The organism is Azospirillum aestuarii (assembly GCF_016632405.1).
Taxonomy (GTDB): Bacteria; Pseudomonadota; Alphaproteobacteria; order Azospirillales; family Azospirillaceae; genus Azospirillum; species Azospirillum aestuarii.
The window spans coordinates 31,792-53,716 of the sequence record NZ_JAEPIV010000016.1 but is presented as its reverse complement, the minus strand read 5'-3'; the positions used below and the strand labels follow the sequence as shown (position 1 = coordinate 53,716).

Below are 21,925 nucleotides of genomic sequence, written 5' to 3'. Positions count from 1 at the left end.
CCGAGCCACGCGCCATGAACCACCGACTGTCTTCGCTGAAAGCCGCGATCGAGCTCCGCCACCCGCGGATCTTCCGTCGCCTGACCTGGCTTCGGGACCGCCTCGCGCCCTATTATGCCGAGCCGGAGCTGCGCCTTCTTCCCGCCCTGTGCGTTCCGGGGGAGGCCGCCTACGACATCGGCGCCAACAGCGGCATCTACACCTTCTGGCTCTGTCGGGTCGCGGCCAGCGTGACGGCGTTCGAGCCGAACCCGAAACTCGCGGCGTTGCTGGAGAGCAAGTTCGCGCCGCTGATCGCGTCCGGCCGGCTGCGGGTGGAGGGTTGCGCGCTGAGTGACGGCGACGGGTCGATCGTGCTCCACGTTCCGCGCTCGTCCGCCCTGGCCTCGGTCGAGGCGGGAGCGGTGGGCGCCCATGGCGAAGCGGTGGACGCGGTGACCGTCCCGCGTCGGACTCTGGACCGCTACGACGATCATCCGGTCGGATTCCTGAAGATCGACGTGGAGGGGCACGAGGCCGCGGTGGTCGGCGGCGGTCTCCGCCTGATCGACCGTGACCGTCCCAATCTCCTGATCGAAGCGGAGGAGCGGCACAATCCCGGAGCCCTGGCGGCGTTGCAGGCGCTGCTGGCTCCGCTGGGGTATCGTGGCTATTTCGTCCTGGCGGGGCGCCTGTGCACGCTGGACGGCTTCGACCCGGCCCGCCACCAGTCCCGCTCGGCCCTCAACGCGGCGGGCACCCATCGTGTCAAGGGGCAGATCTACATCAACAATTTCATCTTCGTGGCGCGCGACGGCATGGCCGACCGGCTGCGCGCCGCGCTCGGTCAATCCGGCGGGACCTGACGGCCTCGCATCGACGGCCGCGCATCGACGGCCTGAGCGGCAGCCTCAGCGGCGGCAGTCGACCTCGGGCCAGGGCCGCTTCTGGTGGAAGGGGCGCAAGGTCAGGATCTTCGCCACCTTCCAGATGCGGCTCTGCCGCTCGGGGCACAGATTGTTCACCGCCGAGGTCGGGTTTCCATGCCACCAATCGGGAATATTGACCTCGACCTCGTAGGCGTTCAGGTGCAGCTCGGGTTCGCGAATCCACCAGCCATAGGGCAAACGGTCGAAATGGGTGCGGATTTCCTGGCGGATGTCGACCGCGCGCCATTCCTCCACGTCCTGCGCGGCGGCTGGGCGGCCATGCCCGAGCAGCGCGGCGGCAAGACACAGCGTCAGCCCCGCGTGAACGCTCCGGCGGCATCGCCCTTTCGTCACCATGGTCATCAACCGATTGCTCTCCTTGCGCGGCGCACCGCCGCCGGTCCCAACGCGTCTGCGGATGTCCTCCGCTTCCGCGACAACCCCTTATCCCATAGAGCGTGATGCGTCTCCAGACATGGCGTGCCCTCGGGCGTTATGGCATCGGCCTCGGGCTGCGCGCGGTGGAGGTCGTCGGCAAGCTCGGCCTCTACATCATAGCGGCGCGCTCGCTGGGGGCCCATGACGCCGGCCTCTTCTTCCTGTGCCTGACCTGGATCGGTCTGGCATCGACCATGGCGCGGCTGGGGCTCGAACGGGCGATCACGCGGCACATCGCCGCCGAACTGGCCATCGGCCAGGGGCGGGCGGCCGGGCGCGATCTGCGGACCGGGCTCATTGGCACGGGACTCGCCGCGGCCTTGGCCGCGGTGGCGACCTTTGCCCTCTCGGGGCCGGCGTCGCACGTGCTGTTCGCGACGCCGGACCTCGAAACACCGCTGCGGCTGTCGGCCCTGGCCCTGGTGCCGCAAACCTTGGCGATCACCATCGGGTCGGCCCTGGCGGGGCTCAAGCGGGGCGTCGCCGCGCAGTTCGTGCAGAATGCGCTGTGGCCGGTGCTGATGCTTGCCACTCTTCTGGCCGGTGCTTCCAGCCTCGATTCCCTGATTCTGGGTCTGGCCGGGGCGCTGACCCTCAGCGTCGCGGTCGGACTGGTCCTTCTCGCGCGCGACCGCCACCGGTTCACCGACCAGTCGGTGTCGGCCGATGCCGCGTCTTCGGACGGTCCGACGGAGGTTTTGCCGTCGCTGTGGCACACGGCGCTTCCCCTGTTCGTCGTCGAGCTGGTGCAGGTGTCCCTGGCGTCGCTGCCGGTGCTTGCTCTGGGCGTGTTCGTCGACGCGTCGTCGGTCGGGGCGTTCAGCGTGGCGAACCGCATCTCCATGCTGGTCTGGGTCGTCATCATCAGCATCGGCACCTTCGCCGCGCCCAACTACGCCGAATTGCACCGCCGCGGCGAGACGTTCCGCCTGCTGGTCATGAATCGCAGCATCATGCTGACCGTCGCGGCACTGGGTCTGCCCATGGTGTCGGTGATGATGATCGTGCCGGAGCTGTTGCTCGATCTGGTCGGGCAGGGGTTTGGCAGCGCGGCGACGGCGCTGCGCATCCTCGCCGCGGGCCAGATGATCAACTGTCTTCTGGCCTGCCAGGACATTCTGCTGGCCATGACCGGGCACGGGCGCACGCTGCGCCGGCTGAATCTTCTGCAATTGGCGGTGTGCGTCCTTCTGGGCGCTGTCCTGATCCCGGTCTTCGGCATGACCGGAGCGGCTGTGGTGACGGCGCTGACCGTCGCCCAGGGAGCGATCGGCACGACGCTGGTGCGCACCTTGCTTTTCAGGAGCCGCCCGACGTCCGCAGCAGCCTCCAGCGCGCCCTGACCAACCCAATGGCCCGATCCAAATTGGTCAAGCTGGTTGAGGGGAGCAGGCCATGGGTCATATCATACCAACGGCATTAAACATCGACCTCTGCCCATGGGGGCGAGGCAATGGAGCGAATGATGTCGGGTGCCTGGGCGAGAGCGTTCCACGCCTCGCAGCAGGCCTCGACGATTGCGCCATACGAATCGAAGACGCGATGGCTGAGGCGGTTCTGGCGTAGGAACTGCCAATTGTTTTCGATCGGATTGAGTTCTGGGCAATAGGGCGGCAAAGTTTTTTTGTGAGCCTCGAGCGCCTCGGCATCCTGCTGAGGATGCTGGGGACGCACCGACAGGCGACGGAACCCCAGACGGCGCAGCAGTCCGCCACCGCTGCGCTCGGCCAGCACCACGCCATCCTCGGCGAGGTCCGGACCGGAACGGACCCAGGACGCCGCCTCCGCTTCCTGCTCCTCCGACAGCTTGGGCTTGGCAGCCGGTGCCTTGCGATCCCGCGGTCCCGCCACGCCTTGAGCGTTGTAGCGGTGAACCCAATCCCGCAGCGTTTGCCGATCCATCCCGCACGACCGCGCGGCGTCCCCCCGAGACAGCCCCTCCAAAACCAGGGCCAGGGCAAGAAGACGCCGCGCTACATCCGGATCGCCAAAAACGCACAGCCCGACGGCGCAACTCCGTCGAACTCAGCTCCAACCGCGTGATTGCCACCGCCGCCATGCCCCCTCCTTCCGAGAGCCGATAGCGACTCACGTTGCGGACCAAAAGCGAACCCATCCGTTACGAGTCACGCTTCAAAGCCGCTGGTATTACGTGACGGCCCGTTCGACGGGTCTCGTGTGGCCTACGCCTCCGACTCCGCGGTGATGCCGTGCTTGCGCAGCTTCGCATAAAGGTTGGTGCGCGACAGGCCGAGGCTTCGCGCGGCTTCGAGCTTGTTGCCCTGGGCATCCTCGAGCGCGGCGAGGATGAGTGAGCGTTCCAGCTCGTCCATGCTGTCGGCGAGCGGACGCTTGCGCACCAACGGGGTGGTCGGCCGGGCGGCGGCTCCGGGAAGGATGTCGGCGAAGTCCTCGGCCAGGATGCGCTCGCCTTCGGTGCGCACATAGACCTGCTCGATGACGTTGGCCAGTTCACGGACGTTGCCCGGCCAATCGTGCCCGCGCAGCGCGTCGAGCGCCGCGGGGGTGAGGTCGCGCATCGGCTGGTCGAGGCTCACCGCCATCCGTTCCGAGAAGAGCGAGGCGAGGATCTCCAGGTCTTCCTTGTGGTCACGCAGCGCCGGCAGCTGGATCGGGAAGACGTTCAGCCGGTAGTAGAGGTCCGAGCGGAAGGTGCCGTTCCGCATCATCTCCGGCAGCGGTCGGCTGGTCGCGGCGATGATGCGGACATCGACCTTGATGACCTGATTGGAGCCGAGCGGCTCGACCTCGCGCTCCTGCAGCACGCGCAGCAGCTTGGCCTGAAGCGGCAGCGGCATGTCGCCGATCTCGTCGAGGAACAGCGTGCCGCCGTGCGCGAGCTGGAACTTGCCGGGCCGCGGCTGGCGGCCGGCCCCGGTGTAGGCGCCCGGCGCCACGCCGAAGAACTCCGCCTCCAGCAGGTTTTCGGGAATCGCCGCGACGTTGATGCCGACGAAGGAGCGGTCGACCCGATCCGAGGCCGCGTGGATCGACTGCGCCACCAGCTCCTTTCCGGTCCCCGTCTCGCCCAGCACCAGCACCGCCGAGTTGATCTGCCCCGCCTTGCGGACCAGACGCTTCACCTGGAGCATCGCCGGGCTGAAGCCGACCAGATTCTCGACCGAGTATTTCGGTGCCCGGCTGGCGGCGAGTTCCTGCTCCATCCGCGCGAGCCGCGATTGAAGCTTGTTGAAGCGCTCGGCGATGGGGCGGAGGTAGGTCAGGCTGTTCTTCAGGGCGAAGGCGAGGGCGCCGATGATCTCCCCCTGCTCGTCGCGCAAGGGCAGGCGGCTCACCAGCAGCGTGTGCTCGCCATAGCGCATGATGTCGAGCGGGAAGGAGCGGCCGGTCTCCACCACGTCACGCATCTGGCTGTGCGGGATGACCCGTTCGATGGGCTGCCCCACCACCTCGGCCAGGGAGCGGATGCCCAACAGCGCCTTGCGCTTGTCATCGAACCAGACGTGCTTATCATTGGACCAGACGATCCGCGCGTCCTTGTCGACAAGGATGGCGCCGTCGATCATCTCGTCGATCATCACCATCAGCGCGCGCGCCGCCGCGAAGTGTTCGTCCCGTCCCGCCGCCATGGCCCGCCTCCCGTCGCGTCGTTTCTGTTAATATTCTGAACACGTTTTGTCAAAATTCAGCACACGACGGAAGCCCTGATTGGCAGGCCGGTGGCGGCGAGGGGGTCAAATCCGTAGGCAATCCGCCCGCTTGCCTAGCCGAATGCCCTCCATACCAACAATTTCCATCGCTGGCACGCCCCTTGCTTTGATTGCGCCAAGAAAATATGTGCGCTGCGAACAATTGGTCGGACGGCCGTCGCAGCGGCGCTCAAGGCAGGGGGGACGCGACAAAGGCATGACGCAGCAGCGTATTGGAATCATCGGCGCCGGGCTGATGGGGCATGGGATCGCCCAGGCCTTCGCCGTCGCCGGGCACCCGGTCGACATCCACGAGCCCGATCCGGGCCGCCGGGCCGGGATCGTCGGACGAATCCGCGGCAACCTTCACGGGTTGGGGATGGACGTCGCCGCCGCGGACCGGGTTCGGCCGTGCGACTCCCTGGAGGACGCGGTCGGGCACGCGGACGTCGTCATCGAAGCGGTTCCGGAGGATCTGCCCCTCAAGCAGCGAGTCTTCCTGGCCGTCGAGGCTGCCGCTCCGCCCCATGCGCTTCTGGCGAGCAACACGTCGGTGATCCCGATTACCCGGATCATGGAACCGCTCCGGGACAAGAGCCGCGCCCTGGGCACCCACTGGTGGAATCCACCGTACCAGATCCCGCTCGTCGAGGTCATCCAGACCGCCGACACCGACGACGCGGCGGTCGCCGCGATGATCGGACTGCTGGCCGCCATCGGCAAGACGCCGGTGCATGTCCGCAAGGACGTTCCCGGCTTCATCGGCAACCGCTTGCAGCACGCGCTCTGGCGCGAGGCCATCGCGCTCGTCCAGAACGGCGTGTGCGATGCCGAGACGGTGGACGCCGTGGTCAAAGCCAGCTTCGGCCGCCGCCTCGCCGTCCTGGGGCCGCTGGAGAACGCCGACCTTGTCGGCACCGACCTGACCCTGGCGGTGCACGAGCATGTCCTGCCCGACCTCGACCGGACGCCGGAACCGTTGCCCCTGCTGCGCGACCTCGTCGCGTCCGGGCGGCTGGGCATGAAATCCGGCGCCGGCTTCCGGACCTGGACGGAAGCGCAGCGGACCGAGACCCACGCCCGTCTGGCGGCCCACCTCCAGCGGCTGGACGGCGTCGAGCGCGGGTGATCGCGCGCCGTTCATACCGTCCTTCCCTTCGAACCGAACCCACACAGAGAATGTCCCATGGCCGCACCACAGAAGGCACCACAGAAGGCACCACAGAAGAAGGTCATCATCAGCTGCGCGTTGACGGGGTCGATCCACACCCCGACCATGTCGGACGCGCTGCCGGTGACGCCCGATGAGATCGTCGAGCAGGGGGTTGGCGCCGCCGAGGCCGGTGCCGCGATCCTCCACCTGCACGCCCGCGATCCCCGGACCGGGCAGCCGACGCCGGCCCCGGCGGTGTTCATGCAGTTCCTGCCGCGCCTCAAGCAGTCCACCGACGCGGTGCTCAACATCACCACCGGCGGTTCGCTCAACATGACGGTGCAGGAGCGCCTTGCCGCTCCGCTCCAGGCCCAGCCGGAGATGTGCTCGCTCAACATGGGCTCGATGAACTTCGGCATCTTCCCGCTGGCCGACCGTTACCAGGGCTGGAAGCACGATTGGGAGGAGCCCTATCTGCGCAGCACCGACGACTTCATCTTCCGCAACACCTTCCGCGACATCGCCTACATCCTGGAGCATCTGGGCGAGGGCTGCGGAACGCGTTTCGAATTCGAGTGCTACGACGTCGGGCACCTCTACAACCTCGCGCATTTCGTCGATCGGGGGCTGGTGAAGCCGCCCTTCTTCGTCCAGACGATCTTCGGCATCCTCGGCGGCATCGGCGCGGAGCAGCGCAACCTCGTCTTCATGCGCGAGACCGCCGACCGGCTGTTCGGGACCGATTACGAATGGTCGGTGCTCGCCGCCGGGCGCCACCAGATCCCCTTTACCACCATGGCCGCGGTCATGGGCGGCAACGTGCGGGTCGGACTGGAGGACAGCCTGTATCTCAGCAAGGGCCGGCTGGCCCGGAACAGCGCGGAGCAGGTGGCGAAGATCCGCCGCATTCTTGAAGAGCTGTCGCTCGAGGTCGCCACCCCCGCCGAGGCGCGCGCCATGCTCGCCCTGAAGGGCGCCGATCAGGTGGCTTTCTGACCTGCAGGACGCCTCAGACTCCATGTCGCCCGAAAGAAGGACAGAAATGCGAAACAGAAACGCTGTCGTCACCGGCTCCACCACCGGCATCGGGCTGGCGACCGCCCGCGAACTGGCCCGCCAGGGCTGCCATGTGATGCTCAACGGCTTCGGCGACCGCGCGGAGATCGACCGGCTGTGCGCGGACATCGCGGCGCAGAGCGGCACGACGATCGTCTATTCTGGGGCCGATCTCAGCCGGCCGGACGAGGCCCGCGCGATGATGGCGGACGCCGCGGCAACGCTCGGCCCCATCGACATCCTGGTGAACAACGCCGGGGTGCAGCATGTGGCGGCGGTGCACGAGTTCCCCGACGACAAGTGGGACCTGCTGCTCGCGGTCAACCTCAGCGCCGCCTTCCACACCATCAAGGCGGCCCTTCCCGCGATGCGGGAACGCCGCTGGGGGCGCATCGTCAACACGGCGTCGGTGCTCGGCATGGTCGGCGCCCCGCACAAGCCCGCCTATGTCGCTACCAAGCACGGCATCATCGGCCTGACGAAGTCGGTGGCGATCGAGGTCGCCGAACACGGCATCACCTGCAACGCGGTGTGCCCCGGCACGGTGCTGACCCCGATCATCGAGAAGCAGATCGCCCAGCAGGCTCAGGTCACCGGCCTGCCGGAGGAGCGGGTTCTCCAGGCGGTGTTCCTCGACCGCATGCCGACCGGCCGCCCGATCCCCCCGGAGGAGGTCGCCGCCGCCATCGCCTTCCTGTGCTCCGACGCCGCCGCGTCGATCACCGGCACCGCGATCCCCGTGGACGGCGGCTACACGACCCATTGAATCCCCAACCATCAAGAACAACACCCTAGGGAGTGAACCATGCGCAGCACCCGTCTTGCCGGCCTTCTCGCCGGAGTCGCCTTCGCCGCCCTGGCGTCCGGCACGGCCCAGGCCCAGATGTCGGACAACGTCATCAAGATCGGCATGCTGTCCGACCGGTCCGGCATCTACGCCGACATCAACGGCGAGGGGTCGGCGGTGGCCGCGCGGCTGGCCGCCGAGGAGTTCGGCAACGCCATCAACGGCACCAAGATCGAGATCATCGTCGGCGACCACCAGAACAAGGCGGACATCGCGGCCAACCTCGCCCGCCAGTGGATCGACGTCGAGAAGGTCGACGTCGTCGCCGACGTGCCGAACTCGGCCGCGGCGCTGGCCGTGCAGGGCATCACCAAGGACAAGAAGCGCATCTTCCTGATGTCCGGCCCCGGCTCCACCGATCTGACGGGCAAGGATTGCAGCCCCTATGGCTTCCTGTGGACGTGGGACAACCACGCCGTGGCGTCCTCCACCGCCCGCGCGCTGGTCGAGCAGGGCCGGAAGAGCTGGTTCTTCATCACCGCCGACTACGCCTTCGGCCATTCGCTGGAAACGGAAGCCGCCAACACCGTCAAGAAACTGGGCGGCACCATCAAGGGCAGCGTCCGCCATCCCCTGGCAAGCTCGGACTTCTCGTCCTTCCTGCTGCAGGCGCAGGCCTCGGGCGCGGAGGTCGTCGCCTTCGCCAACGCCGGCGGCGACACCATCAACGCGGTCAAGCAGGCCGCCGAGTTCGGCATTCCCCAGGGCGGCCAGACGCTGGCCGGCCTGCTGCTGAACGTCAACGACATCCATGCGCTGGGCCTCGACACCGCGCAGGGGCTGATGCTGGCGAATTCCTTCTACTGGGACATGAACGACGAGACCCGCGCCTGGTCGAAGACATTCGAGGAGCGGACCGGGCGTAAGCCGTCGATGAACCAGGCGGGCGTCTATTCGGCGGTCAAGCATTACCTGAAGGCCGTGCAGGAGGCCGGCACCGACGACGCGGACAAGGTCGCCGCCAAGATGCGCGCCACGCCCATCACCGACATGATGATGAAGGACGCGAGGATCGCCGACAACGGCCGGATCTTCAACGACATGTATCTGGCGCAGATCAAGGCGCCGGGCGAGTCGAAGGGAGCCTGGGATTACTTCAAGATCCTCAAGACCATCCCCGGCGAGCAGGCCTACATCAACCCGAAGGACAGCGGCTGCCCCCTGGTGAAGTGACGGTGGAAAGGGGGCGAACTCGCTTCCCTTTCGACTTTCGGTCGTTCCGCGCGGGATCGGTCGTACAGGCCTCTTCTCGGGCCGGACGTCATACCGTGGGCGGATGATGGCTTCCATCATCCACCCACGGTCAAACCCGACAGATCAATGCGATAGCATTGATTGAAAGGGTGATACGGACGAAGCCTTCAGGCGCCGTCCGTATCACTTGTACTTGGCGTAGACCCAGAGAACGCGTGCGTCCTCGTCCCCCTCCGACACCCAGAGATGGGGGGTGCTGGCGTCGTAATACATGGAATCGCCGGCATCAAGCCGCAGCGGCTCGTAGATCTGGCTGTGCACGACCAGCGTGCCGGAGACGACGTGGAGGAACAGCTCCGCGTCGTACTTGGCCCATTCCGGGTAGGCGTCGAGCGAGCGGGCGACCACGGTGGTCATGATCGGGGTCATGACCTTGCTCGTCAGGTCCGGGCAGAGCCAGGCGTTGTTGCAGGTGCCGGTCGGAAAGGGGCGGCCCTGTCCCGACCGCGTCACCGAGCGGCGCCCGGCGACGCGCAGCGCCGGGGTCTGCCCGCCGATGATCGCTGCCGCGTCCATCTCGAAACCGGCGGCGATCTTCAGAAGGGTGGTGACGGTCGGCGACAGCTCGTTCCGTTCGATCTTGGACAGGGTGGACACCCCGACCCCGGTGCGGTCGGCCGCCTGCTGGAGCGTCAGCCCCAGGCGCTTGCGCAGGTTCTTCAGCCGGACGCCGAGGTCCAGCTCTCCGTCCGCCCCGCTCTGGGAAGAGGGGGAGGAGGCCGCGTCGGGCCGGTCAATCACATCCATAGCGTCGTCCGCCGCCGGTCGTGTCGCGATTTGTCGTACATGCTTGGTCGTCAGGGCGGGCCGCTTCATTGAGGTTCCTCGAGCACCAGAACCTTTCCAGGATTCATCATATGGTCGGGGTCGAGCAACGCTTTGATCTGGGTCATCAGCCGATAGCGCGCCGGGTCGATGGAATGGGCGAGCCGTTTACGGTTGCTGAAGCCGATCCCGTGCTCCGCGCTGATCGAACCATCGCAGGCGAGCGTCGCGCTGTCGACGATCCCGTTGATCCGCCCCGCCGTCGCCTCGAAATCGGCGCGGGAGGGAAAGGCGTCGTGGTCGAAATGGATCACCGCGTGCAGGTTGCCGTCGCCGACATGGCCGACGAACAGCAGCCGCGCCTGCGGGAAGGCGGCGCGCACGCCGCGCTCCGTCTCCGCCGCGAAGTCGCCCAGCCGGTCGAGCGGCACCACGGTGTCATAGGAGACGCTGATGCCGGCGGTCTTGTTCGCCTCCGACACCGAATGGCGCAGGCGCCACAGCGCCTCGCGCTGCGCCCCGCTCCGGGGGATCACGGCGTCGGCGACGAGGCCGCGCTCCAGCGCGTCGGCTAGGCAGTCCTCCAGGATGGCGGCCAGATCCATGGTGGCGAAGCTGTCCTCCGCCTCGATCAGCACGTACCAGGGGTGCGGCTCCGCGAAGGGCAGGGTGCAGCCGGGAATGTGGTCGAGCACGAGCTGCATCTGGGAATGCGACATGACCTCGTAGGCGCCGACCCGGTCGCCGAAGTGGGAGCGGACGGAGGCCAGAAGCTCCAGCGCCTGGTCGAGGTGGCCGGCGCCGGCCATGGCGGTGGCGCTCGTCTGCGGCTGCGGGAACAGCTTCAGCACCGCCGCCGTGACGATGCCCAGCGTGCCCTCCGCCCCGATGAACAGGTGGCGCACCGCGTAGCCGCTGTTGTCCTTGCGCAGCCGCTTCAGGTCGTTCATCACCGAGCCGTCGGGAAGCACCACCTCCAGCCCCAGCACCATGTCGCGCATCGGGCCGTAGCGCAGCACCGCCGTGCCGCCGGCGTTGGTCGCGATGTTGCCGCCGATCTGGCAGCTCCCCTCCGCCCCCAGGCTGAGCGGGAAGAGGCGCCCAACCTCCTGCGCGCGGGCCTGAAGGTCGGCCAGGATGCAGCCGGCCTCCACCGTCATGGTGTTGTCCAGCGCGCTGACCTGCCGGACCCGGTTCAGCCGGTCGAGCCGCAGCACCACCGTCTCGTCCGAGAAGGGCGTGGCGCCGCCGCACATGCCGGTGTTGCCGCCCTGCGGCACGATCTTCCCGCCATGCTCGCGCACCAGCAGCACGGTCGCCGCCACCTGCCCGGTGTCCGAGGGATAGACGGCGCACAGCGCCGTGCCCTGGTAACGGCCCCGCCAGTCGCGGGTCAGCGGGTCCAGATCCGTCGCCTGCGTGACCACATGGCGCTCCCCCAGGAGCGTGCGCAACGACGTCAGCAGAGCCTGTGGGTCACGCATCGGGCAGGTCCTTGTGGCTTCGGGGCCGGCGAGGGGGAGCGGACATCGGTGCCCCGAACAATCGGCCGGGGCGATCGGACGTTGACGATACTGTTGCGCCATGTCTAGCATACGAAAAAATGTTCCCGAAAAGATAATTTTTGTCGGAGCAGCACCCAATGGGCATATCCTGTGAATCGTGCGATGCACGCCTCCTCCCTCGCAAACCGGGGACATGGCGGTGACTGCGTCGCTCAACATCGCCGAGGCCCGGCTGCGGGCACGGTCCCGCCTGCCGCGTGGCCTGTTCGAGTACATCGACCGCGGCACCGAGGACGAAACCGGCATTGCGACGAGCAGAACGGCGCTCGATGGCCTCGTCTTCAAACCGCGCGTGCTGGTGGACGTGTCGAAACGCGACGCCACCACCCGCCTGTTCGGGGTGAGCCAGCCCATGCCGCTGGTCGTGGCGCCGACCGCCGTGGCCGGGCTGGTCTGGTACGACGGCGAGGTGGAACTGGCCAAGGCCGCCGCCGCGGTCGGCATTCCCTTCTGCGTCTCCACCCAGTCCATCACCTCCATCGAGCGGATCGCCGGGGAATCCGGGGCTCGGCTGTGGTTCCAGCTCTATGTCTGGCGCAAACGCGAGCGCGCCCTCGAACTGGTGCGGCGGGCCGAGAGGGCGGGGGCGCAGGCGCTGGTCCTGACCGTCGATACGGCGGTGACGCCCAACCGTGAATACAACATCCGCAACGGCTTCGGCATTCCGATCAAGCCGTCGCTGCGCGCCGGGCTGGATTGCCTCGCCCACCCGCGCTGGTTCGCCGGGGTCTTCGCCAAATACCTGCGCAACGGCGGCGTGCCGACCTACGCCCACTATCCGGAGGAGTTCCGCACCGCGCTGGGCCGGGTCGCCGTCGGGGACGAGATCAGCCTCGCCCAGGACGTGGGATGGGACGACGTGCGGAGCTTGCGGGACGCCTGGAAGGGCAAGCTGATTTTGAAGGGCGTGCTGCGCGCCGACGACGCGGAGAGGGCGGCCGAACTGGGGGTGGACGGGATCGTCGTGTCCAATCATGGCGCCCGCAACCTGGATCACGCCATCCACCCGGTGCGCTGTCTGGCGGACATCGCCGAGCGGGTCGGCGACCGGGTGACGGTTCTGGCCGACAGCGGGGTGCGGCGCGGCAGCCATGTCGCCGGCTATCTGGGGCTCGGCGCGCAGGGCGTGCTGCTCGGCCGTTCCGTTCTCTACGGACTGGCCACCGGCGGGGCGGCGGGTGCGCAGGCGGTGCTGGAGCTGGTCCGGCGCGAGCTTCTGACCACCATGGGTTTCCTCGGCGCACCGACCGTGGCCGACATCACCGGGACGGTGGAACGGCCACGTTGACGTGTGTTGGCGCGCCGGATTTTATCGTATCATCACTTTTCATCCATGAAACGATTTGTTGTTGCAGCAAAGGGAAAAATAGGGTCACATCTCCTTGGTCGGAAGCGGGCGGGGCCGGATTGAGGTCTCACAAGGGACGCTCCATCGCTCCCGTTCCCTCCGGCCCCCACCCGAGCATTGGTCCAGGTGCGGGTTCAGGCACGGATTTCCGGCGGCGCGCCGGTCTTTGTCGATTTCATCGGACTCGTTTCATCGCGCTTCTTCCGATCTTCCCGAACCGGCTTCCCGCATCGCGGGGGCGAGGCCGCCCTGCGGCCGCAGCACACCGTCAAGCCACGCCTCAAACGCCACGCTTAGGAAATCCGAGGACCCCATGGCACTCACCCATTCGGAGATCAGCGGCCTGTTCAGCGCCATCGTCACGCCGCTGACGGTCGACGGCTCCGTCGACATCGCCGGCCTGAAGCGGCTGGTGCGGCACCAGCTCGACGCCGGGGCGTCCGGCGTCGTGCCGATCGGCGGCACCGGCGAGTATCCCGCCCTGTCGCGGGACGAGCGCAAGCGTGTCGTCGCCGCCTGCGTGGAGGAGGCCGGCGGCAAGCCGGTGATTCCCGGCGTGCTGTCCACCGGTTTCCAGGACGCGGTCGAGGCCGGGCGCGACTTCGCCGCTGCCGGGGCAGCTGCGGTGATGACCGTCACCCCCTATTACGCCGCCGGCACCCAGGAAGGCATGCGCGCCTATTTCCGCGCCTACCGCGACGCGGTGGACCTGCCGGTCATGCTCTACCAGATCCCGCGCCGCACCACTGTGGCGGTCACCGCCGAGGGCGTGCAGGCGATGGCGGAGGACGGCTCCATCATCGGCATGAAGTTCTCCTCCTACGACATGCCGGAATTCATCAAGACGATGAAGTACGCCGGCGACAGGATCTCGGTGCTGAGCGGCGAGGAGCCGCTGTTCGCCACCCACGTCGCGTTGGGCGCGCGGGGCGGCGTCCTGGCCTCGGCGACCATCTACCCGAAGGTCTGGTTGCGCGTCTTCGAACTGGCGCGCGCCGGCAAGCTGAACGAGGCGCTGGCCGAGCAGACCCGGATCGACCCGGTGGTGAATTCCATCTTCCTGGAAACCAACCCAGGCCCGCTCAAGGCCTTCATGGCGATGGCCGGCATGCCGGTCGGCGGGGTGCGGCTGCCGCTGACCGCGCCGACCGCCGAAACCACCGAGAAGCTCCAGGCGGTCGCCCGGCACGCGCGCGACATCGCGCTCGCCTGACGGCCAAAAGGAACACTCCGGGCGCCCTGACCTCCCCCGGGAGCGCCCCAACAACGCGAAGCCGCGGAGGCGGCCGGTCAACGAACACGGAATGGCCTGAACACAGGTAAAGACACACACGTCGAGACACATCCGGTCGGACAGCCCGACGGACCACAAGGGAGACGGACATGGTGAATCGCAGGGAACTGGCTGGGTTTCTGGGCGCCGGCGCGGCGGTCGGGGCGTTCGGGGCCACCATGGCGGCGGGCATCGCCCCGGCCGCGGCGCAGGAGGGCGGCAGCTCCTTCGACCGGGTCCTGAAGGCCAAGAAGCTGCGCATCGGCGGTGTGGCGACCGGCGCCCCCTGGATCATGAAGGACCAGACGACCGGCCAGTGGTCGGGCCAGTTCTGGGACATCGGATCGGCGCTCGCCGCCGACATGGACGTCGGCATCGAGGTGGTCGAGACCACCTGGGGCAACGCCATCCTCGACCTGCAGGCCAACAAGATCGACGTCATGTTCGGCATGAACCCGACGCCGAAACGCGCCCTGGCCGTCGACTTCACGGTCCCGGTCTACAACAGCGCCCTGGTCGTCATCGCCAAGCCGGGCTTCGAGCCGAAGAGCTGGGCCGACATGAACAAGCCGGAGGTCAAGATCGCGGTGGACGTCGGTTCCGCCCACGACCAGGTGGCCAGCCGCCTCTGCCCGAACGCCCAGCTCATCCGCTTCAAGTCGCTGGACGAGGCGACGCTGGCCGTGCGCAGCGGCCGGGCCGACGCGCAGTCGATCTTCTGGATGGGCGGCGTGCGCGCGGTGAAGCGCGACCCGTCGCTGGGCAAGGTGATCGTGCCGCGTCCGGTCTTCGGCTCCACCTCCAACGCGGCGGTGCGGCGCGAGCCGGACAAGACGCTGCGCGACTTCGTGAACACCTGGATCGTCTACGCCCAGGGCCTGGGCCTGATCCGCGAGGCGGTGGTGAACAGCCTCGCCAAGGTGGACATCGCCATGAGCGACATTCCGGAAGGCATCACCTTCTAAAGCAAACTTTCGTTTGCTTTAGACTCACATCGCCTCACTCGCCGGCTCTCAGCGGATGCCGATGGCATCCGCCTGCCGCCAGCGGGAACGATGTTCCCGCGAGAGGCGGGCTTCGGCCGCATGTGCGGCCGGGACCGCCGTCGCGGTCCAAAGCGGATTGCAATCCGCATGGCGCACGGCGGCCGGCCCCACGGGGATTCGGCCGCCGTTCCGAAGTTTTGCAAGCAGGCCCTCCATGTACACCTTCAACTTCGAGATGCTCTGGGGATACCGCTGGCTGTTCCTGAACGGCACGCTGGTCACCATCGGCCTGACGGCCGCCGTCGTCGTGCTGGGCCTGCTGCTTGGGCTGGTCGGCGGGCTGGCCCAGCTCTCGCGCTTCGCGGTGCTGCGCTGGATCTCCTGGGCCTACATCGAGCTGTTCCGCTGCACGCCCCTGCTGGTGCAGTTGCTGTGGTTCTACTACGCGCTGCCGATGCTGACCGGCATCCAGATCGACGCGGTGACGGCCTCCGTTCTCACCCTCTCGCTCTACGGCGGGTCCTTCTACGCGGAGGTGATCCGGGGCGGCGTGGTCTCCATCGAGGCCGGACAGTCCGAGGCCGGGCTGGCGCTCGGCATGACGCCGGCCAAGGTGATGCGGCGCATCGTGCTGCCACAGGCGGTCAAACGCATGATCCCGCCGCTGATGAACCAGTCGATCATCCAGTTCAAGAACACCTCGCTGGTGTCGGTGGTGGCGGTCCCCGACCTTCTCTACCAGGGGCAGGTCGCCGCGACCGACACCTTCCGCCCGCTGGAGGTCTACACGATCGTCGCGCTGATCTACTTCGTCGTGCTGGTCCCCCTGACGGCCATCGTGAAGCGGGGCGAGAAGCAGCTCCAGACGGGTCACTGACGTTCCCCCGGCGATCCAACGCGAGAGGCCCTTTTCCATGAGCATTCCCAAGATCGAAGTCGCCGGGCTGAGGAAGCAGTTCGGCGAGCTGGTCGTCCTGCGCGACATCAACCTGAAGGTCGATCCCGGCGCCGTCGTGGCGCTGATCGGCCCCTCGGGGTCGGGCAAGTCCACCCTGCTGCGCTGCCTCAACCTGCTGGTGGTGCCGAACGGCGGCCGGGTCCGCATCGGCGGCGACGCCTTCGACTTCGAGACGGGCAAGGCGCTGCCCCGGCCCAAGGCGCAGGCGAAGTTCCGTTCCAACACCGGCATGGTGTTCCAGCACTTCAACCTGTTCCCGCACATGACGGTGCTGGGCAACGTGATGGAGGGGCCGGTCTCTGCCAAGAACATGCCGAAGGCGCAGGCCGAGGCGATCGGGCGCCGGCTGCTCGCCAAGGTCGGGCTGGCCGACAAGGCCGACGCCTACCCGGACCGGCTGTCCGGCGGGCAGAAGCAGCGCGTCGCCATCGCCCGCGCGCTCGCCATGGAGCCGGAGGTGATGCTGTTCGACGAGGCGACCTCCGCCCTCGACCCGGAACTAGTGTCGGAGGTGCTGGGGGTGATGCGCGACCTCGCCGCCGAGGGCATGACGATGATCATCGTGACCCACGAGATCGCCTTCGCCCGCGAGGTGGCCGACCGCGTGATCTTCATGCGCGACGGCGTGATCGTGGAGGAGGGGCCGGCCCGCGACGTCATCGACCGGCCACAGCAGGAGGCCACCCGCGCCTTCCTCAGCCACTTCCACACCAGGAGCTGATCCGGACTCAGTCCTGTTCGGGCAGGCGGAAGGTGGCGACAGCGTCGCGGAACTCCCCCAGGAAGTCCTGCGCGAGGGTGGACAGCGACCGCTGCGCCGAATGCAGCACGGCCATTTCGAAGGTGATCGCCGGCTCGAAGGGGCGGATGGCGACGCCGCGCCCCGCATACTCCTCCGCCGTGAAGGGATCGACGATGGAGATCCCCGCCCCGGCCGCGACCATGGCGCAGGCGATCATGGTGAGCTGGGTTTCCACCCGCGTGGACCGGCCGACGCCGTGCTCGGCGAACACCGCGTCGATGGAATAGCGCATCAGCGTGGCGGCACCGAGCGCGATGAAGGCCTCGCCCGCGAAATCCTCCGGCACCAGCCGCTTGCGGGCGGCCAGCGGGTGGTTGCTCGGCACCACGGCGACCGCCCGCACCCGCGGCATCCGCTCGCACAGCACCGTGGCATGCTCCACCGCCGACTGGCCGAAGCCCAGCTCGCACTGGCCGGCGGCCACCCAATCGAGAACCTGCGGGGAACTGCTACCCCACAGCAACACGTCCACCCGCGGCCGCTGCTCCAGGAAGCGGGCGACGAAGCGCGGCAGGAAGCCGATGGCCATCGCCGGCATGGCGGCCACCCGCAGCGTGCCGGCCCGCCGCTCCTGGAGGTCGCGCGCCGCCTGCTCGATCCGCTCCAGCCCGACGAAGGACCGCTCCACCTCCTGGTACAGCGACATCGCCTCGCTGGTCGGCGCGATGCGCGAGCCGCGCCGCTCGAACAGGGTCAGCTTCAGCGCGTATTGCAGGTCGGCGATCAGGCGGCTGACCGCCGGCTGGGAAATGTTCAGAAGCTCCGCCGCCGCGGTGATTCCGCCGGTCAGCATGACGGCGCGGAACGCCTCGATCTGGCGGGGATTGAGCATTCCGGGGCGGTCCAAGAGTGTCAGATGCGTTGCAGCATAACATTCGTTTATAGACACCGCCAACAATTCGATTTGACGATTATGCCAGCGGGGCGCGACGCTCCGGGGGTGCGACAAAACGCGCACCGCTGGGAAACGAACCGGAACCGGAACAGGAGAGGGACAGATGCGAGCGTTGGTGTACGGCCTGATGGCAACCGCCGCCCTTGGATGTGGCGCCGCGCAGGCGCAGCAGAAGACCCTGTATGTCGCCGCCTACGGCGGGTCCTTCGAGCAGACCATGCGCAAGGACATCATCCCGGCCTTCGAGAGCAAGACGGGCGTGAAGGTCGAATACGTCGCCGGCAACTCCACCGACAACCTCGCCAAGCTCCAGGCCCAGAAGGGCAACCAGCAGATCGACGTGGTGATCCTGGACGACGGCCCGATGTACCAGGCGGTGGCGCTGGGCTTCTGCGCCGACATCGCCAAGGCGCCGGTCTACGACGACCTCTACGATCTGGCGAAGATCCCCTCGGGCAAGGCGGTCAGCGTCGGCGCGGTCGGCACCGGCATCGTCTACAACAAGAAGGTCTTCGACGAGAACGGCTGGCCCGCTCCCGCCTCCTGGAAGGACATCGAGGACGCCAAGTTCCGCAAGAAGCTGGTCGTCCCGCCGATCAACAACAGCTACGGCCTGCACGCGCTGGTGATGATGGCGCGGCTCGACGGCGGCGGCGAGAAGAGCATCGATCCCGGTTTCAAGGCCTTCAAGGACAAGGTGAACCCGAACGTGCTCGCCTACGAGCCGTCGCCGGGCAAGATGACCGAGCTGTTCCAGAGCGGGCAGGCCACCATCGCCGTCTGGGGCTCGGGCCGCGCCAAGGCGCTGGCCGACACCGGCTTCCCCGCCGCTTTCGTCTACCCGAAGGAGGGTGGCATCGTGCTGGCCTCGGCGGCCTGCGCCATCACCGGCAGCAAGCAGGCGGCGGAAGCCCAGCAGTTCATCCAGCACATGCTGTCGCCGGAGGTGCAGACCGTGATGGCGACCGGCGCCGGCTTCGGCCCGGTGAACAAGACCGTCACCCTGACCGCCGACCAGCAGGTGGGCATCCCCTACGGCCCCGAGCAGATGGGCAAGCTGCTGGTGGTGGACTGGGACACCATCAACGCCAACCGCGAGGCCTGGAACAAGCGCTGGACCCGCGAGATCGAGCGCTGACCGCAACTCCCCGGCCCGCCGTTGAAGCGGGCCGGGATTTTCCAGGCTCCTTGGTGGGAGACGACGCCATGCCTTACCTTGTCCTCGATCGGCTGACCAAGCGGTTCGGCCCATGGGTCGCCGTCGACAACCTGTCCCTGACGGTGGAGAAGGGGGAACTGGTCTCGCTGCTCGGCCCGTCGGGCTGCGGCAAGACCACGACGCTCCAGATGATCGCCGGCTTCCTCGACCCCAGCGCCGGGCGCGTCACGCTGGACGGCGCCGACCTGCTGGCCAAAAAGCCCAACGAGCGCGGGCTCGGCATCGTCTTCCAGAGCTACGCCCTGTTCCCTCACATGACGGCGGCCGAGAACGTCGCCTTCGGGCTGGAGATGCGCGGCATCCCGCGCGCCGACCGCGACCGGATGGTGCGCGACGCGCTCCAGCTCGTCGGGCTGGGGGCCTTCGGCGACCGCTACCCGCGGCGCATGTCCGGCGGCCAGCAGCAGCGCGTGGCGCTGGCCCGTGCGATGGTCATCAAGCCGAGCCTGCTGCTGCTCGACGAGCCGCTGTCCAACCTCGACGCCAAGATGCGCGAGGAGATGCAGATCGAGTTGCGGCGCATCCAGCGCAGCGTCGGCACCACCATGATCCTCGTCACCCACGATCAGGCGGAGGCGATGGCCCTGTCCGACCGGGTGGTCATCATGAACAAGGGCCGGGTGGAGCAGGTCGACGCCCCGCAGGACGCCTACGACAACCCGGCCAGCGCCTTCGTCGCCAACTTCCTCGGCCGCACCAACCTGCTCCAGGGCGTGGTGCGCCGCGACGACGGCGGGCGGCGCATCGACGTGGCCGGGACGGCGTGGCCCGTCGCGGCGGAGGTGCCGGACGGCCCCGGCCTGCTGACCGTGCGGCCGGAGAAGGTCCGCTTCGTGGACGGCGCCGGCGTGCCGGGCCACGTCCGGGCGCGGGTCTTCCAGGGCACCCAATGGCTGTTCGAAATCCGGACGGAGGCCGGCGACCTGACGGTGATCCGCCAGCACGACGGCCAGACCCTGCCGGCGGAGAACGAGCCGGTCATGGTCGGCTGGCGGGCGGAGGACATGCGCGTGATGGCGGGTGAGGCATGACCGCCGTGGACGCTCACAAATCCCTGGGCAAATCCCTGGGCAAATCCCTGATCGACTCCTCGGGCACGGACACGGCGGCCGATACTCCGCCGGACCGGCCGGAGCGGCGCCCGCTGGCGCCCTACCTGCTCAGCCTGCCGGCGCTGGCGCTGTTCGCCGTGCTGCTGTTGGTGCCGCTGGTCATGACCGGGCTGCTGTCGCTGAACAGCTTCGGATTCTACACGGGCATCGAGGATGTCTGGCAACTCGGCAACTACATCGACATCGTCACCGACGACTATTTCCACGAGATCTTCCTGCGCACCTTCCGCATCGCCGTGGTGGTGACCCTGCTCTGCGCCGTGCTCGGCGCGCCGGAGGCCTACATCCTGCGGCGCATGCGGTCGCCCTGGCGCGGCCTGTGCCTGCTGATCGTCCTGGGGCCGCTGCTGATCTCGGTGGTGTCGCGCACGCTCGGCTGGGCGCTGCTGTTCGGTTCCACCGGCATCATCAACACGGCGCTGATGGCGGTCGGGCTGATCGCGACGCCGATTGAGTTCATGTACACGGAGACCGGCGTCATCATCGCGCTGACCCACGTGCTGGTGCCCTTCATGGTGCTGTCGGTCTGGGCGTCGCTGCAGCGGCTGGACCCGCAGGTCGAGAACGCCGCGCTGTCGCTGGGCGCCAAGCCCTTCACCGTGCTGCGCCGGGTGGTGCTGCCGCAGGTCGTGCCGGGCATCCTCTCGGGCTCGATCATCGTCTTCGCGCTGGCCGCCAGCGCCTTCGCCACCCCGGCGATCATCGGCGGGCGGCGGCTGAAGGTGGCGGCGACGCTGGCCTACGACGAGTTCCTGAACACGCTGAACTGGCCGCTGGGCGCCGCCATCGCGATCCTTCTGCTGCTCGCCAACATCGTCATCATCGTCGGTTGCAACCGGCTGGTCGAACGTCGCTACAAGCAGGTGTTCGAATGAACCGCAATGGCCCCGTCGCCCTGGTCTTCCACACGCTGTTCCTGGCCTTCCTGCTGGCCCCGATCCTGGTCGTCTGCGTGGTCGCCTTCACCTCGCATGGCTACCTGTCGCTGCCGACCGACGGGGTGTCGCTGCGCTGGTTCAAGGCCATCGGCGACAACCCGGAATTCGCGCGGGCCTTCCGCGACAGCCTGCTGCTGGGGGCGGTCAGCTCCACCATCGCGGTGGCCTTCTCGGTCCCGGCGGCGCTGGCCATCGCCCGCCACCAGTTCCGGGGGCGCGAGGCGATCACGGCGCTTTTCCTGTCGCCGCTGATGGTGCCGCACATCGTGCTGGGCATCGCCTTCCTGCGCTTCTTCACGCAGATCGGGCTGGGCGGGACCTTCGCCGGGCTGGTGCTCAGCCACGTGGTCATCATCCTGCCCTTCGCGCTGCGGCTGATCCTGGCGGCCTCCACCGGCATGGACCGCTCCATCGAGAACGCCGCGGCCTCGCTCGGCGCCACCTCCTGGTCGACCTTCCGGCGGGTGACGCTGCCGCTGATCCTGCCGGGCGTGGCGAGCGGCTGGGTGCTGGCCTTCATCAACAGCTTCGACGAGGTGACGATGACCGTCTTCATCGCCTCGCCCGAGACGACGACGCTGCCGGTGCGGCTCTTCCTCTACATCCAGGACAACATCGACCCTCTGGTCGCCGCGGTGTCCGCCTCGCTGATCTTCATGACGGTGGCGGCGATGCTGGTGCTCGACCGGCTCTACGGGCTTGAGCGGCTGCTGGTCGGCCGCGGACAGGAGTGAGCG

At 67.9% G+C, this 21,925-nt stretch carries 20 protein-coding genes and 1 pseudogene; 15 read left to right on the top strand and 6 right to left on the bottom strand.

The annotated features are described in order from the left end of the window. The first annotated feature begins 14 nt into the window (after positions 1 to 14). The gene (locus JJL56_RS22600; protein ID WP_200486388.1) at positions 15 to 845 is read left to right on the top strand and encodes an FkbM family methyltransferase; all 831 of its coding nucleotides are present in this window, start codon (positions 15 to 17) and stop codon (positions 843 to 845) included. 45 nt (positions 846 to 890) lie between these two features. Here the strand turns inward: JJL56_RS22600 and JJL56_RS22595 are convergent, their stop codons facing one another. Continuing rightward, positions 891 to 1,271 (bottom strand): hypothetical protein, encoded by a 381-nt coding sequence (locus JJL56_RS22595; protein ID WP_247890311.1) that lies wholly within the window; start codon positions 1,269 to 1,271, stop codon positions 891 to 893. Positions 1,272 to 1,369: 98 nt separating this feature from the next. Between JJL56_RS22595 and JJL56_RS22590 the strand changes: the two genes are divergently transcribed. Then, a complete protein-coding gene (locus JJL56_RS22590; RefSeq protein WP_200486386.1) occupies positions 1,370 to 2,689 on the top strand; it encodes an oligosaccharide flippase family protein in 1,320 nt (439 codons plus the stop codon). 76 nt (positions 2,690 to 2,765) lie between these two features. Here JJL56_RS22590 and JJL56_RS22585 read toward each other — a convergent pair. Beyond that, positions 2,766 to 3,405: pseudogene (locus JJL56_RS22585) on the bottom strand (helix-turn-helix domain-containing protein). Between the two features lie 124 nt (positions 3,406 to 3,529). Next, positions 3,530 to 4,957, bottom strand: a complete 1,428-nt coding sequence (locus JJL56_RS22580; RefSeq protein ID WP_200486385.1) for a sigma-54 interaction domain-containing protein — start codon at positions 4,955 to 4,957, stop codon at positions 3,530 to 3,532. Positions 4,958 to 5,234: 277 nt separating this feature from the next. Here JJL56_RS22580 and JJL56_RS22575 point away from each other — a divergent pair, with 277 nt between their 5' ends. Genes JJL56_RS22575 through JJL56_RS22560 form a run of 4 tightly spaced genes read left to right on the top strand, consistent with a single transcriptional unit; the run spans position 5,235 to position 9,246 of the window. Then, positions 5,235 to 6,146, top strand: a complete 912-nt coding sequence (locus JJL56_RS22575) for a 3-hydroxyacyl-CoA dehydrogenase family protein (protein WP_200486384.1) — start codon at positions 5,235 to 5,237, stop codon at positions 6,144 to 6,146. 57 nt (positions 6,147 to 6,203) lie between these two features. Continuing rightward, a complete protein-coding gene (kce, locus tag JJL56_RS22570; RefSeq protein WP_200486383.1) occupies positions 6,204 to 7,166 on the top strand; it encodes a 3,5-dioxohexanoate:acetyl-CoA acetone transferase in 963 nt (320 codons plus the stop codon). A 46-nt stretch (positions 7,167 to 7,212) separates the two neighbouring features. Next, a complete protein-coding gene (locus tag JJL56_RS22565; protein ID WP_200486382.1) occupies positions 7,213 to 7,992 on the top strand; it encodes a 3-hydroxybutyrate dehydrogenase in 780 nt (259 codons plus the stop codon). Positions 7,993 to 8,031: 39 nt separating this feature from the next. Further along, positions 8,032 to 9,246, top strand: a complete 1,215-nt coding sequence (locus JJL56_RS22560) for an ABC transporter substrate-binding protein (protein WP_200486381.1) — start codon at positions 8,032 to 8,034, stop codon at positions 9,244 to 9,246. 204 nt (positions 9,247 to 9,450) lie between these two features. Here the strand turns inward: JJL56_RS22560 and JJL56_RS22555 are convergent, their stop codons facing one another. Next, positions 9,451 to 10,074, bottom strand: a complete 624-nt coding sequence (locus JJL56_RS22555; RefSeq protein ID WP_247890310.1) for a helix-turn-helix domain-containing protein — start codon at positions 10,072 to 10,074, stop codon at positions 9,451 to 9,453. A gap of 65 nt (positions 10,075 to 10,139) precedes the next feature. Then, on the bottom strand, positions 10,140 to 11,576 hold the full coding sequence (locus JJL56_RS22550; protein ID WP_200486379.1) for an FAD-binding oxidoreductase: 1,437 nt from the start codon (positions 11,574 to 11,576) through the stop codon (positions 10,140 to 10,142). Positions 11,577 to 11,790: 214 nt separating this feature from the next. Here JJL56_RS22550 and JJL56_RS22545 point away from each other — a divergent pair, with 214 nt between their 5' ends. The 5 genes from JJL56_RS22545 to JJL56_RS22525 all read left to right on the top strand — a co-directional run bounded on the left by JJL56_RS22545 (position 11,791) and on the right by JJL56_RS22525 (position 16,943). After that, the gene (locus JJL56_RS22545; RefSeq protein ID WP_200486378.1) at positions 11,791 to 12,945 is read left to right on the top strand and encodes an alpha-hydroxy acid oxidase; all 1,155 of its coding nucleotides are present in this window, start codon (positions 11,791 to 11,793) and stop codon (positions 12,943 to 12,945) included. Positions 12,946 to 13,318: 373 nt separating this feature from the next. Further along, complete coding sequence (gene dapA / locus JJL56_RS22540) at positions 13,319 to 14,218, top strand: 4-hydroxy-tetrahydrodipicolinate synthase (RefSeq protein ID WP_200486377.1); 900 nt, start codon at positions 13,319 to 13,321, stop codon at positions 14,216 to 14,218. 170 nt (positions 14,219 to 14,388) lie between these two features. Then, positions 14,389 to 15,243 (top strand): transporter substrate-binding domain-containing protein, encoded by an 855-nt coding sequence (locus JJL56_RS22535; protein WP_200486376.1) that lies wholly within the window; start codon positions 14,389 to 14,391, stop codon positions 15,241 to 15,243. Between the two features lie 235 nt (positions 15,244 to 15,478). Further along, positions 15,479 to 16,141: an amino acid ABC transporter permease gene (locus JJL56_RS22530; RefSeq protein WP_200486375.1), complete on the top strand. Its 663-nt coding sequence runs from the start codon at positions 15,479 to 15,481 to the stop codon at positions 16,139 to 16,141. Positions 16,142 to 16,178: 37 nt separating this feature from the next. After that, positions 16,179 to 16,943 (top strand): amino acid ABC transporter ATP-binding protein, encoded by a 765-nt coding sequence (locus tag JJL56_RS22525; RefSeq protein WP_200486374.1) that lies wholly within the window; start codon positions 16,179 to 16,181, stop codon positions 16,941 to 16,943. A 7-nt stretch (positions 16,944 to 16,950) separates the two neighbouring features. Here the strand turns inward: JJL56_RS22525 and JJL56_RS22520 are convergent, their stop codons facing one another. Then, the gene (locus JJL56_RS22520) at positions 16,951 to 17,856 is read right to left on the bottom strand and encodes a LysR substrate-binding domain-containing protein (protein WP_200486373.1); all 906 of its coding nucleotides are present in this window, start codon (positions 17,854 to 17,856) and stop codon (positions 16,951 to 16,953) included. A 166-nt stretch (positions 17,857 to 18,022) separates the two neighbouring features. On the opposite strand from JJL56_RS22520, the gene JJL56_RS22515 reads away from it, so the two are divergent. The 4 genes from JJL56_RS22515 (at position 18,023) to JJL56_RS22500 (ending at position 21,922) form a co-directional block, all read left to right on the top strand. Further along, the gene (locus tag JJL56_RS22515; protein ID WP_200486372.1) at positions 18,023 to 19,057 is read left to right on the top strand and encodes an ABC transporter substrate-binding protein; all 1,035 of its coding nucleotides are present in this window, start codon (positions 18,023 to 18,025) and stop codon (positions 19,055 to 19,057) included. A gap of 68 nt (positions 19,058 to 19,125) precedes the next feature. Continuing rightward, positions 19,126 to 20,169: an ABC transporter ATP-binding protein gene (locus tag JJL56_RS22510; protein ID WP_200486371.1), complete on the top strand. Its 1,044-nt coding sequence runs from the start codon at positions 19,126 to 19,128 to the stop codon at positions 20,167 to 20,169. Beyond that, positions 20,166 to 21,125: an ABC transporter permease gene (locus JJL56_RS22505; protein ID WP_200486370.1), complete on the top strand. Its 960-nt coding sequence runs from the start codon at positions 20,166 to 20,168 to the stop codon at positions 21,123 to 21,125. Before JJL56_RS22510 ends, JJL56_RS22505 begins: the two co-directional genes overlap by 4 nt. Then, complete coding sequence (locus tag JJL56_RS22500) at positions 21,122 to 21,922, top strand: ABC transporter permease (protein WP_200486369.1); 801 nt, start codon at positions 21,122 to 21,124, stop codon at positions 21,920 to 21,922. Before JJL56_RS22505 ends, JJL56_RS22500 begins: the two co-directional genes overlap by 4 nt. The last annotated feature ends 3 nt before the right edge of the window (positions 21,923 to 21,925 follow it).